Below are 12,522 nucleotides of genomic sequence, written 5' to 3' on the forward strand. Positions count from 1 at the left end.
GCGCGGTGCGCGCCCGGCGCGCGGGTCGCGGTGGTCGTGTCGGTGCGTCCCGTTAGCCTCGTGACGTGACCTCCTCCGCAGCAGCGATCGACACGGCCACGCCGGACGCCCCGACGGTGCAGGACCTCTCCGGCCGGCCCTGGTGGCACGCACTCGGTGTGTTCGACCTCGAGACCACCGGCGTCGACGTCGAGACCGCACGGATCGTGACGGCGCACGTCGGCCTCATCGACATGACGGGCCGCTCCATCGTCGAGGGCGCGTGGACCGCCGACCCCGGCATCGAGATCCCCGAGGGCGCCGCCGCGGTGCACGGGTACACGACCGAGCGCGCCCGGGCAGAGGGTCGCCCCGCCGCCGAGGTCGTGGCCGAGGTGATCGCCGCGGTCGAGGCCGTCTTCGCACGGGGCATCCCGCTCGTCATCTACAACGCCCCGTACGACCTCACCGTCCTCGACCGCGAGGCCCGGCGTCACGGCCTGCCCTCCCCCGTGATCGGCAACGTCGTCGACCCGCTCGTGATGGACAAGGCGCTCGACACGTACCGGAAGGGCAAGCGCACGCTCGAGGCCGCCTCCGAGACCTACGGTGTGACGCTGTCCGACGCCCACGACGCCGGCGCCGACGCGGTGGCCGCCGGTCGGGTCGCGCAGGCGATCGCGAAGAAGTACCCGGACGAGCTCGGGGTCTCCGCAGAGGAACTGCACCGCAAGCAGGTCGGCTGGTGCGCCGAGCAGGCCACCTCGTTCCAGGAGTACATGCGCAAGAAGCGCGACCCGTCGTTCACGGCCGACGGTCGCTGGCCGCACCGCGGGGCCGCGGACCTGTAGCATCACGGCGGGGGCAGATCGACGTGGTCCGTCCCGCCCACCGCTGGACGACGTACCGATCGGGAGACGACCGCACGTGTTCTTGAAGACCTTCGGGTGGTCCCTCGTGATCACCGCAATCGCCCTCGCCACCGCCCTGGTCTACGGCGGGTGGAGCGCGGTGGTCATCACGCTCATCCTCGGCGTGCTCGAGATCAGCCTGAGCTTCGACAACGCCGTCGTGAACGCCCGGATCCTCGAGCGGATGAACCCGTTCTGGCAGAAGATGTTCCTCACCGTGGGCATCGTCATCGCCGTGTTCGGCATGCGCGTGCTGTTCCCGCTGCTCATCGTCGGCGTCACGGCGCAGCTGAACCCGGTCGAGGCCGTGCAGCTCGCGCTCGAGAAGGGCCCGATCGACGAGCCCGGCACCTACGCGTACCTGCTGCACGAGGCGCACCCGCAGATCGCGGCCTTCGGCGGCATGTTCCTGCTCATGATCTTCCTCGACTTCATGTTCGAGGAGCGCGACATCCTGTGGCTGCGCTGGCTCGAGCGCCCGCTGCAGTTCGTCGGCAAGCTGCCGATGGTGAACGTCGTCATCGCGCTCGTGCTCCTCGCCGTCTTCGCCGTGACCTCGGGCGACCACCAGAGCGTCGTGCTCATCGCGGGCATCGCGGGGCTCGTCACGTACTTCCTCGTCACCGGACTCGGCGGGCTGTTCGACGTCGACGACCCCGAGGACGAGGGCGACGCGCTCGAGAGCGCCGACCACATGGTCGCCGAGGCCGACCGCATCACGAAGAAGCGCCGGGTCGGCCACGTCGCCGGCCGCGCGGCGTTCCTGCTCTTCCTGTACCTCGAGGTCATCGACGCGTCGTTCTCGTTCGACGGCGTCATCGGCGCCTTCGCGATCACCGCCGACCCGATCATCATCGCCCTCGGCCTCGGCCTCATCGGGGCGATGTTCGTCCGGTCGCTGACCGTGTTCCTCGTCCGACAGGGCACGCTCGACGAGTTCGAGTACCTCGACCACGGCGCCCACTGGGCGATCGGTGCGCTCGCGGTCATCCTGCTCGTCACCATCTCGACCGAGGTCAACGAGGTCGTCACCGGCCTGATCGGCGTCGTGTTCATCCTCGCGGCGTTCACGTCCTCGGTGGTCCGCAACCGGCGCAAGGCCGAGACGGAGCAGGCCGAGCGGCCCGCCTCCCTCGTGCACTGAACCGAGTGCACTGAGCCGTTCCCCCAGCGTGCGCGACCCGATCCGCGCACCGCACGAACCGACGAAAGGGTCACACCATGGGTCTCAGCCTCCAGAAGGGTCAGTCGCTCTCCCTGACGAAGCAGGACGGCAGCGCGATGTCGCGCGTCCGTCTCGGTCTCGGCTGGGACGCGGTCGCCGCGAAGCGGGGGCTGTTCGGCGGACGGAAGGAGGCCGAGGTCGACCTCGACGCCTCGGCGATCTTCTTCGACGCGCAGGGCTCGGCGGTGGACACCGTCTGGTTCAACCAGCTCCGCAGCAAGGACGGCTCGGCGCAGCACACCGGTGACAACCTGACGGGTGCCGGCGAGGGCGACGACGAGACCATCCGCATCGACCTCAGCGCCGTGCACCCCGCCGTCGCGCAGATCGTGTTCGTGATCAGCAGCTACAGCCGTCAGACGTTCGACCGGGTGCAGAACGCGTTCTGCCGCGTGGTCGACGACTCGACCGCGGGCTCCCCCGAGGTCGTCCGGTACCAGCTGACCGAGTCCGGTCCGCACACCGCGATGGTGATGGCGAAGGTGTCCCGCGGCGCGAACGGCTGGTCGTTCAGCGCGATCGGCGAGCGTGCCGACGGCCGCACCGTCCAGGACCTCATCGCCCCGGCCGCCGCCGCGCTCTGATCGACCCGGAAGGACCCACCATGGCGACCCTCTCGCTCTCCAAGGGCAACAACCTCTCGCTCACCAAGACCGACCCGGGCCTCCGCCGCGCGATGATCGGCCTCGGCTGGGACCCGCGGACGACCGCGGGCGAGCAGTTCGACCTCGACGCGTCCGCGCTGCTCGTGGGCGCGAACGGCCGGGTCCGCTCGAACGACGACTTCATCTTCTACAACCAGCTGCAGTCGGTCGACGGCTCGGTCGTCCACCAGGGCGACAACCGCACCGGCGAGGGCGAGGGCGACGACGAGCAGATCCTCATCGACCTCGACGCCGTCGCTGCCGACGTCGACCGCGTCGTCATCGTCGTGACGATCGACCAGGCCGACGCCCGGCACCAGAACTTCGGCCAGGTCCGGGGTGCGTTCTGCCGTGTCGTCAACGACGAGACCGGCAACGAGGTGGTCCGCTTCGACCTCACCGAGGACGCCGCCTCCGAGACCGGCATGATCTTCTCGGAGATCTACCGGTACAACGGGGAGTGGAAGTTCCGCGCCGTCGGCCAGGGGTACGCCACCGGGCTGCGCGGCGTCGCGACCGACTTCGGCGTCGTCCTCGACTGACGCCACGCGGACACGGTCGACCGGCCGTGTCCGCCGCACCACCCACCGCACCACCAGGAAGGAACCCGACCATGGCCGGACTCTCGCTCGCCAAGGGCAACAACCTCTCCCTCACCAAGACCAGCCCCGGGCTGACCGTCGCGACCGTCGGCCTCGGCTGGGACCCGCGCACGACCTCGGGTGAGCAGTTCGACCTCGACGCCTCGGCGCTCCTCATCGGGGAGTCCGGCAAGGTCCGGTCGGACGCCGACTTCATCTTCTACAACCAGCCGCGCAGCGCCGACGGAGCCGTCGAGCACAAGGGCGACAACCGCACCGGCCAGGGCGAGGGCGACGACGAGCAGATCAGCATCGACCTGCAGGCGCTCCCCGCCGACGTCGCGCGCGTGGTGATCGTCGTGTCCATCGACCAGGGCGACGCCCGCGGCCAGAACTTCGGCCAGGTCCGCAGCGCCTACTCGCGCGTGCTCGACCAGGACGGCACCGAGATCGTCCGCTACGACCTGTCGGAGGACGCCGCTCCCGAGACCGCGATGATCTTCTCCGAGGTCTACCGCAACGGCGGCGAGTGGAAGTTCCGCGCCGTCGGTCAGGGCTACACCACGGGCCTCGCCGGCATCGCCACGGACTTCGGCGTGCAGCTGGGCTGACCCGCCCGGCCCGACACCACGCACCACCCGCACCACCTGCACGAACCGCACCACCCGCACGAGCAGACCGACCCAGGAGCGCAACGATGCCCGGACCCCTCGCACCGCCGGAACCCGCCGACTCGTCCGAGGACGCCCTCGTCCTCCGGCCCGCCGACGCCGCCGAGACGATCACCCCGGACGACGCGCCGGGCATGGTGCCGGTCGACGCCGAGCGGCAGACGCAGATCGCGGCGCAGGCCCGCGAGTTCGTCGACGAGGTCGCGGCGCTCGACCCGCGCTCCCCGGAGTTCGGGCAGAAGATCGACGGCATCAACCAGATCGCCGGCAGTGAGATGGCCCGCTCCGGCGGATTCTCGTCGCGGATGCTCGAGCGGTCCCAGTCGTCCGTCGCCGGGGCCAAGCGCTCCGGCGACGACGCGCAGGTCCGGGTCGCCACGACCCTCGGCGACCTGCGGTCCACGGTCGAGGACCTCACACCGAACCAGGCCGACCTCAGCACCGGACGCAAGATCCTCGGGATGATCCCGGGCGGCAACAAGCTGGCGAAGTACTTCCAGCGCTACGAGTCGGCGCAGACCCAGCTCGACCACATCATCAAGTCGCTCATGGCCGGGCAGGACGAGCTCCGCAAGGACAACGCCACCCTCGCCGACGAGAAGGTGCAGCTGTGGGAGACCATGCAGCAGCTGAGCGAGTACGCCGTCTTCGCCAAGGCCCTCGACCAGGCGACCGTCACCAAGGTCGAGTCGCTCCGGAACGCCGGCAAGGTCGAGGCCGCCCAGCAGCTCGAGTCGGACGTCCTCTTCCCGGTGCGCCAGCGACACCAGGACATCCTCACGCAGCTCGCCGTCTCGGTGCAGGGGTACCTCGCGATGGACCTGGTGCGCAAGAACAACACCGAGCTCATCAAGGGCGTCGAGCGCGCCCGGACCACCACGATCGCCGCCCTGCGCACCGCGGTGGTCGTCGCGCAGGCACTCGCGAACCAGCGGATGGTGCTCGACCAGATCGACGCGGTCAACAACACGACGAACGCGATGATCCTGCAGACCAGCGAGATGCTGCGCGACCAGACGACGCGCATCCACCAGCAGGCAACGAACTCGGGCGTGAGCGTCGAGACCCTGCAGAAGGCGTTCGACAACGTGTTCCAGACGATGGACGCGATCGACGCATTCCGCTCCGAGGCCGCGCAGAACATGGCGTCCACCGTGTCCGCGCTCGAGTCGGGCATCCAGCGGGCGAAGCCGTACCTGGAGCGCGCCCGGCAGACGGACGACGACCCCCGGTCGGTCGGCCGATGACCCGGACGGTCGCGCGCCGTGCGTGACCGGTTCCGGTCCCTGTTCGGCCGCGACGACGACCGCGACGACCAGGCCCCGGCGCCCACCGCGCACGAGGCGGCAGCCGCGGCCGCGGCGCGGATCGACGTCCGGGGCGCGGGCGGTGCGGCGGACGACGGCGCGGTCGCCGCGGGGCTCGACGACCTCCGGGCGTTCGTGCGCGCCGCCGGGGACGACCTCCCCACCGTGATCGCCTCCCGCGTCCGGCACGTCGAGGACCTGCTCCGGGACGCGGCCGGCACGACCGTCGCGCGCGGGGCCTCGACCGAGCAGCGGTACCTGTTCCAGGCCGTCGTCGACGACTACCTGCCCACACCGGTCCGCACGTACCGGTCCCTGCCCGCGTCCGACCGGCGCGAGGACAGCGCCGCGACCCGCACCCTGGCCGACCAGCTGCAGGTCGTCGCCGAGACGGTCGAGGACATGCACGAACAGATCAGGAGCGGAGCCATCGCCGAACTCTCCACCCACGGACGCTTCCTCCGGGACCGCCTCGGCGACGGCGACGCCGGTCTCCGCCTGCGTGGAGCCGACTCGTGACCGGCCGGCTCGTCCCGGGGGCGAACGCCGCGCTCACCGCCGAGAACCCCGACCTGCAGGCCGTCGTGGTCGGCATCTCGTGGGACCAGATCCCGAGCCGCGGTCCGTCCGCCGAGCTCGTGCCGGTCGCACTGGTCTGCGGGCAGGACGGCCTCGTGCTGTCCGACGAGGACCTGGTGTTCTTCAACCAGCTCGAGAGCGCCGACGCCTCCGTCCGGTACCTCGACGAGTCCGACCAGGAGGAGATCGACGTCGACCTCGTCTCGGTCCCCGCGGTCGTCGACAAGATCGTGTTCGCGCTCTACCTCGACCCCGAGCGCCGCTCGCCGCGTGACCTCGGGTCGGTCCGGTCGATGGCGATCCGGGTGTGCGCACCGGACGGTCGCGAGCTCGTCTCGTTCGCGGTGCCGGCCGACCGCAACCACACCATCGACGCGGTGATCCTCGGCGAGCTGTACCGGCACCGGTCGGACTGGAAGTTCCGGGCCGTCGGCCAGGGCTACACGACCGGGCTGACCGGTCTGCGCGCCGACCACGGCATCGGTCGCGCCCGGTGACCTCCGCGCACCCGTGGCTCCGGCGGCGGACACGCCCGAGGCCCGCCACCCCTGCCGACGCCACGACCGCCACGCTGCCCTCGGCGCACACCGGCGACCGTCCGACCCCCGGCGCACCGGTGACCGGCCCCGCCGCCACCGCCCCGGAGCCCTCCCGCGGCGCGTCGACGGGGCCCGCTGCCGCAGGCACGAGCACGAGGGCCAGCACGGGCCCGCGTCCCGGCGGTGCCGGGCTCCAGCTGTCCTTCGGTGGCGCGACCGGCACGCCACCGGTCCCGGCGACCGCTCCCAGCCCGGCACGGACGGCCAGCGGCGCCGGCGCGTCCGGAACGCCGAGCCCGTCCGCGGTGTCGGGCGCCCCCGCCGCGCAGGGGCCGTCGGCACGTGTGGCCGCGCGGCTCGCCGCCCGTGCCGCACGGGTCCGGCCCTTCCCGGCGCCCGACCCCCGTGACGTCCAGGTCCTCGGTGCGGAGACGCCCGTCGTCCGCGTCGACCGCCGCCGCTCCGCGGTCGGCACGCTGGTCGTCTCCGGCTGCACGAGCACGGTCTGGGAGAGCGTCGACCACGTGGTCGGCGCCCTCACCGTCGACGGTCGCTCCGCCGGCCGCCCGGTGCAGACCCCGGGCAACCGGCCCCTCGTCGGGTTCGACGGCGACGTGGCCCTGGTCACGCTCCGGCACGTCCGCACCCTGCGCCGCGCGCTGTTCATCAACCGCGGTGGTGACCGCACCGTCGTGGCCCTGCACGACGGCACCACGCTCGCGGTGGACCCCGGCACCGCCGACACGATGACGATCACCGCGCTGTCCGTGATCGACGGCGAGGTCGAACTCCGCGCCGAACCGTTCCCCCGTGCCCTCCACGACGGCGAGGTGTTCGCCGCGTTCGGGTTCACCCTCTCCGCACCGCCGATCGGAGCCTGACCCGTGCGCCACTTCGCCCAGCTCGAGCGCAGCGATCCCGAGGGGCACGCGGCGTTCTTCCGCACGCCGCCGGAGGACGTCACCCGCGCGAGCGACCAGGACCTCCGCGCCGTCGCGCTCGGAGCGACCCTCTACACGCCGGGCATCCGGCCGGAACTCGTCCGCGACGTCCTGCGCCAGCGGGACCTCGGTGCCGCGTCGATCGTGCTGTGCCTCGAGGACTCGGTGGCCGACACCGACCTGCCCCGCGCCGAGGACAACGTCGACGCCGCCCTCCGCGAGCTCGCCGCTTCCGGCGCGGACTCGGTGGCCGCGCTCCCCCAGCTCTTCCTGCGCGTGCGCGACGCCGAGCACCTCGCCCGGTTCGCCGGGCGACTCGGTCCCGCGGCCCTCGACGCCCTGAGCGGCATCGTGCTGCCGAAGTTCGAGGCCAGCGACGGCCGCGGCGCACGGTGGTTCGAGGTGCTCGACGAGCTCAACGCCGACCGGGGAGACGACCGACGACTGCTCGTGATGCCGATCCTGGAGTCGCCGTCGATCATGCACCGCGAGAGCCGTGTCGGCGCCCTCGCGGCCATCCGCGGCCTGCTGCTCGCCCGCCGACGTGACGTGCTCGCGGTCCGGATCGGGGCGACCGACCTGTCGAGCGTCTACGGGCTCCGTCGACCGTCGCACCTGACGGTCTACGACGTGCAGATGCTGGCGTCGGTGATCGGCGACGTGGTGAACGTGCTCGGCCGGGCGCGCGACGGGTTCGTCGTGTCGGGTCCGGTCTGGGAGCACTACCCCGGCTCGGACCGGGTCTTCCGGACCCAGCTCCGATCGACGCCGTTCGAGCAGGCCGGTGACCCGGGACTGCGTCGCGAGCTGCTGCTCGAGGGCTTCGACGGACTCCTCCGCGAGGTCACCCTCGACCGCGCGAACGGACTGACCGGCAAGACCGTCATCCACCCCCGCCACGTCCCGCTCGTGCACGCCATGTCCGTCGTGACCGACGAGGAGTTCTCGGACGCCTCCGACGTGCTCGCGAACACCGCCGGCGGGGCCGCCGCGTCCCGCTACGGCAACAAGATGAACGAGATGAAGCCGCACCACGAATGGGCCACCCGGACCCTGCTCCGCGCCCGGGCCTTCGGCGTGGCCGCACCCGACGTGACCTTCGTCGACCTGCTCGAACGGAGCCTGCCGTGACCATCCCCACGCCCGCCGACCTCGGCGTCGTCCTCACCGACGCGACGACCGCGCCCCACCCGCTCGTCCCGCTCGCCGCCCTCGTCCGCGTCGCCCTGCGGCGCAACCCGAAGCGCGCGCACCTGCTCGTGTCGACCGTGCTCGCGAAGCACGTCCCGACCGTGCCCGCGGTCGCCCTCGCCGCCGGCGAGGCACTCGGCGCGCGCGTCGCGGACGCCCTGGACGGCGGGTCCCGTCTCGACGCCGGTGCCGCCGGCCGCCTCGCCGCGCTGCTCGACGCCGACCGTTCCGACGCCGACCTGCACCGCGCGGCGACCGCCCTCCGCACAGACCTCGCGGTCCACCGCCCGGATGCACCAGACGTGCTCGTCCTCGGCTTCGCCGAGACCGCGACCGCCCTCGGGGCGATGGTCGCCGAGACGCTCGGGGCCCGGTACCTGCACTCCACCCGGCACGACCCGGTCGGTGCCACCGCGGCGGCCGGCTTCGACGAGGCGCACTCGCACGCGACCGCGCACCGCCTGCTCCCGAGCGACCCCGAGTGGCTGCCGACCGACGGCACGGTCGTGCTCGTCGACGACGAGCTCAGCACGGGCGCCACCGCACGGGCGACGATCCGAGCACTGCACGCGATCGCGCCGCAGCGCCGCTGGGTCGTCGCGAACCTGGTGGACCTGCGCTCCCCCGCCGACGTCGCAGCGACGGACGACCTCGCGCGCGAACTCGGCGCCCCGGTCACCGTCGTCGGACTGGGACGCGGCTCGGTGTCGCTCCCGGACGGCCTGGTCGACACCGCCGCACGGGTCGTGGCCGACCACGGGACGACCCCGACGAGCGGCGCGAGCGGGCCGGGTCGCGTGACCGCGCTGACGGCCGCACCGACCGACGTCGACCGCCACGGCGTGCCCGCCGGACGCAGCCGCCTGCCGCGGACCGACGTCGAGGGGACCGCTGCCGACCTCCGACGGATCCTCGGTGAGGAGCCCGGACGCGTCCTGGTGCTCGGCACCGAGGAGCACATGCACACGCCGCTCGTGGTCGCCGATGCGCTGCGCCGGACCGGTGTCGACGTGACGTCGTCCACGACGACCCGGTCGCCCGTCGCGGTCCTCGACGACCCGGCCTGGCCGGTGCGTTCCGGCGTCCGGTTCCGCTCACGGGAACGGACCGTCGACGGGCCGGGCGAGCGCTTCGCGTACAACGTCCACGGGTTCGACGCGATCGTGGTGCTGCCGGAACCCGGCACCGACCGTGCGCTGCTCGACGGCGACGACGGCCTGCTCGCAGCCCTGACGGCGGTCACCGCGCACGTCGTCCTGGTCGAGGCCCCGCTCCACGTCCCCGCGTCGAGCGGGTCCACGTCGGCCGGCACGGCCCCGACGGCGTCGACCGCCGCCGGGCCCCGACCCCTGACCGGCCCCTCCTTCGGCTCCTACACGCCCGACGACGTCACCTGGCTGCTGCAGGACCTGGCGGACGTCGCGCTCGAGGCGGACACCGCCGACCGGGAACGCGCGATCCAGCTCGAGGGCGCGAACTACGCCGAGTCCCTGCCCGTGGAGTACGTCCCGTCCGAGGCCTACGAGCGGCTGTACGAGGACGCGCTGGCACGCTCGGCGGAGCGCATCGCCGAGGCCGTCGGCGTCGTCACCGAACTCGTGCTGCGCGACCGCCGCCGACCGGTCCTCGTGTCGCTCGCCCGTGCCGGCACGCCTGTCGGGATCCTCATGCGCCGGTGGGCCGAGCGCCAGCACGGCGTCCTGCTCCCCCACCGCACCGCGAGCATCGTCCGCGGGGTCGGCATCGACGAGACCGCCCTCCGCTGGCTCGCCGCGCACCACGACCCGGACGACGTCGTGTTCGTCGACGGCTGGACCGGCAAGGGCGCCATCACCCGCGAACTCACCGACGCGCTCGACCGGTTCGCGGCCTCCGACGGGGTCCGCTTCCGCGACGACCTCGCGGTGCTCGCCGACCCGGCCGGGTGCACCCCGCTGCACGGGACGCGCGACGACTACCTCGTGCCCTCGGCGTGCCTGAACTCGACCGTCTCGGGGCTGGTCTCGCGGACGGTGTTCAACCGCGCGGTGACGCCGCTCGGCACGCTGCACGGCGCGAAGCAGTACCGGCACCTCGCCGCCCGTGACCACTCGCAGGCCTTCGTCGCCGCGATCGAGGCGCACTTCGGCGCCGTCCTCCCCCGTGTCCGCGCCGCCCTGGCCGACGAGGGGCCGGACGCCGTCGCCCGACGCGCGGTGGACTGGCGCGGCATGCGGACCGTCGAGGCGATCGGGGCCGAGTTCGGCATCGCGGACCTGCACCTCGTCAAGCCCGGCGTCGGGGAGACCACCCGGGTGCTGCTCCGGCGCGTCCCGTGGCAGGTGCTCGTGCGGGACCCCGACGACGTGGACGTCGCGCACGTCGTCGCGCTCGCCCGGGAACGCGGCGTGCCGGTCGTCACCCGCCCCGACCTCGCCTACAGCTGCGTCGGTCTCATCCACCCCCTCGGCAGCCGCGTGAGCGAAGGGGTGCCGACCGACACCGGCACCGCGACGGACGCGGGTACCGACACGACCGACGCAACGGCGACCGCACCCGACGCGACCACGACCGACACCCCCACGACACCGACCCGGGTCGCCCGGTGACCGCCCTCGTCGGGTTCGACCTCGACCGCACCCTCGTCTACTCGGCCGCCGCGCTCCTCCTCGGCGGCCCCGACCAGGACGCCCCACCCCTCGTCGTCGCGGAGGTCTACCAGGGTGCCCCGCTGTCCTTCATGACACGCGCAGCCGAGACCGCCCTCGCCGACCTCGCCCGCGCCGCGACGGTCGTGCCGGTCACCACCCGGACGGTGGCGCAGTACCGTCGCATCCGCCTCCCGCTCCCGACCGCCGGGTGGGCGGTCACGACGAACGGCGCCGTCGTGCTGCACGACGGCGAGCCGGACGCCGACTGGACGCGGACGCTCCGCACCGACATCGACGCGTCGAGTGCACCGCTGCCCGAAGCCGAGGAACGCTTCCTCGCCCTCCTCCCCGAGGGGGCGCTCCTCCGCAACCACCGCGCCGAGGAGCTGTTCGTCTACGCCGTCGTCGACCGGGCACAGCTCCCCGACGACGCGCTCGCGACCCTCACGGCCGAACTCGACGCCCGCGGCTGGGTCGTCTCGCTGCAGGGCCGGAAGCTCTACGCCGTGCCGCGCGCGATCCGCAAGGAACGTGCCCTCGCCGAGGTCGGGGCCCGGGTCGGCGCGACCACCTCGGTCGCCGCCGGCGACTCCCTGCTCGACCGGGACATGCTCGCCTGGGCAGACGTCGCGCTCCGACCGGCGCACGGCGAACTCCACGCCGCCGGGTGGACGGCCCCGCACTGCACCGTCACCGACGCGTCCGGCGTGCTCGCCGGCGAGGAGATCGTGCGCCGCGCCGCCGCAGCGGTCGCGCGCGCCTGAGGCGCCACCAGCGACCGTCCGCCGGACGGGAGGCGCGCCACCAGCCCGCCCCGCGCCTCCCGTCCGACCATCCGCCGGACGGGAGGCACGCGACCAGCCCGCCCCGCGCCTCCCGTCCGACACGACCCACGCCGCACACGCAGAACGGGCGGCCCTCCCAGGGGAGGACCGCCCGTCCGGACGCCGTGGCTGCTTACTTGCTGAAGCCCTTGAAGCGCTGGTTGAACTTCTCGACGCGGCCGGCCGAGTCGAGGATGCGCTGCTTGCCCGTGTAGAACGGGTGCGACGCGGAGGAGATCTCGACGTCGATGACCGGGTAGGTCGCACCGTCGAGCTCGATGGTCTTGTCGCTGGTCGCGGTCGAACGCGTCAGGAACGTCTCACCGGAAGCCAGGTCACGGAAGACGATGGCGTTGTACTCGGGGTGGGTTTCGGTCTTCATGGCGATTCCTCGGTTGAGATGGGTCGGACTGTGTCGCGATCGAGACGAGCGCGGCACGGGAAGTCTGTGGCGTGCGCCAGCCGTCTACGTTACCAGACGACCGGCCCGCACGGGAGCA

At 72.8% G+C, this 12,522-nt stretch carries 13 protein-coding genes; 12 read left to right on the plus strand and 1 reads right to left on the minus strand.

Annotated elements, in window-relative coordinates; translation table 11 throughout:
* Nucleotides 1-86 precede the first annotated feature (86 nt).
* The 12 genes from QOL16_RS08930 (at nt 87) to QOL16_RS08985 (ending at nt 11,962) form a co-directional block, all read left to right on the plus strand.
* Nucleotides 87-830, plus strand: coding sequence for a 3'-5' exonuclease (locus tag QOL16_RS08930; protein ID WP_083229955.1), 744 nt, complete (start codon nt 87-89; stop codon nt 828-830).
* A 76-nt stretch (nt 831-906) separates the two neighbouring features.
* Complete coding sequence (locus tag QOL16_RS08935) at nt 907-2,034, plus strand: DUF475 domain-containing protein (RefSeq protein WP_065958980.1); 1,128 nt, start codon at nt 907-909, stop codon at nt 2,032-2,034.
* 77 nt (nt 2,035-2,111) lie between these two features.
* Nucleotides 2,112-2,699, plus strand: a complete 588-nt coding sequence (locus tag QOL16_RS08940; RefSeq protein WP_065958982.1) for a TerD family protein — start codon at nt 2,112-2,114, stop codon at nt 2,697-2,699.
* A 20-nt stretch (nt 2,700-2,719) separates the two neighbouring features.
* On the plus strand, nt 2,720-3,301 hold the full coding sequence (locus QOL16_RS08945; protein ID WP_065958984.1) for a TerD family protein: 582 nt from the start codon (nt 2,720-2,722) through the stop codon (nt 3,299-3,301).
* A 71-nt stretch (nt 3,302-3,372) separates the two neighbouring features.
* Nucleotides 3,373-3,951: a TerD family protein gene (locus QOL16_RS08950; RefSeq protein WP_071247063.1), complete on the plus strand. Its 579-nt coding sequence runs from the start codon at nt 3,373-3,375 to the stop codon at nt 3,949-3,951.
* Between the two features lie 86 nt (nt 3,952-4,037).
* Nucleotides 4,038-5,258 (plus strand): toxic anion resistance protein, encoded by a 1,221-nt coding sequence (locus QOL16_RS08955; protein ID WP_071281881.1) that lies wholly within the window; start codon nt 4,038-4,040, stop codon nt 5,256-5,258.
* Nucleotides 5,259-5,276: 18 nt separating this feature from the next.
* Entirely contained in the window at nt 5,277-5,837 is a 561-nt protein-coding gene (locus tag QOL16_RS08960) for a hypothetical protein (RefSeq protein ID WP_065958991.1), read from the plus strand.
* A complete protein-coding gene (locus tag QOL16_RS08965) occupies nt 5,834-6,394 on the plus strand; it encodes a TerD family protein (protein ID WP_065958994.1) in 561 nt (186 codons plus the stop codon). The genes QOL16_RS08960 and QOL16_RS08965 overlap by 4 nt, the downstream gene beginning before the upstream one ends.
* 347 nt (nt 6,395-6,741) lie before the next feature.
* Nucleotides 6,742-7,317: a hypothetical protein gene (locus tag QOL16_RS08970; RefSeq protein ID WP_139266266.1), complete on the plus strand. Its 576-nt coding sequence runs from the start codon at nt 6,742-6,744 to the stop codon at nt 7,315-7,317.
* Between the two features lie 3 nt (nt 7,318-7,320).
* Complete coding sequence (locus QOL16_RS08975; RefSeq protein ID WP_071281919.1) at nt 7,321-8,508, plus strand: HpcH/HpaI aldolase/citrate lyase family protein; 1,188 nt, start codon at nt 7,321-7,323, stop codon at nt 8,506-8,508.
* Nucleotides 8,505-11,156, plus strand: coding sequence for a phosphoribosyltransferase domain-containing protein (locus tag QOL16_RS08980; protein WP_071281921.1), 2,652 nt, complete (start codon nt 8,505-8,507; stop codon nt 11,154-11,156). The genes QOL16_RS08975 and QOL16_RS08980 overlap by 4 nt, the downstream gene beginning before the upstream one ends.
* Nucleotides 11,153-11,962, plus strand: coding sequence for a hypothetical protein (locus QOL16_RS08985; RefSeq protein WP_071281923.1), 810 nt, complete (start codon nt 11,153-11,155; stop codon nt 11,960-11,962). The genes QOL16_RS08980 and QOL16_RS08985 overlap by 4 nt, the downstream gene beginning before the upstream one ends.
* Before the next feature lie 193 nt (nt 11,963-12,155).
* Here the strand turns inward: QOL16_RS08985 and QOL16_RS08990 are convergent, their stop codons facing one another.
* A complete protein-coding gene (locus tag QOL16_RS08990) occupies nt 12,156-12,404 on the minus strand; it encodes a type B 50S ribosomal protein L31 (RefSeq protein ID WP_065959005.1) in 249 nt (82 codons plus the stop codon).
* Nucleotides 12,405-12,522 lie beyond the last annotated feature (118 nt).

The organism is Curtobacterium sp. MCBA15_004 (assembly GCF_001865055.2).
GTDB lineage: Bacteria > Actinomycetota > Actinomycetes > Actinomycetales > Microbacteriaceae > Curtobacterium.

Coding starts and splice junctions, on each gene's coding strand:
- QOL16_RS08940 (WP_065958982.1), top strand. CDS start 2,112: ATGGGTCTCAGCCTCCAGAAGGGTCAGTCGCTCTCCCTGACGAAGCAG.
- QOL16_RS08945 (WP_065958984.1), top strand. CDS start 2,720: ATGGCGACCCTCTCGCTCTCCAAGGGCAACAACCTCTCGCTCACCAAG.
- QOL16_RS08990 (WP_065959005.1), bottom strand. CDS start 12,404: ATGAAGACCGAAACCCACCCCGAGTACAACGCCATCGTCTTCCGTGAC.
- QOL16_RS08955 (WP_071281881.1), top strand. CDS start 4,038: ATGCCCGGACCCCTCGCACCGCCGGAACCCGCCGACTCGTCCGAGGAC.
- QOL16_RS08950 (WP_071247063.1), top strand. CDS start 3,373: ATGGCCGGACTCTCGCTCGCCAAGGGCAACAACCTCTCCCTCACCAAG.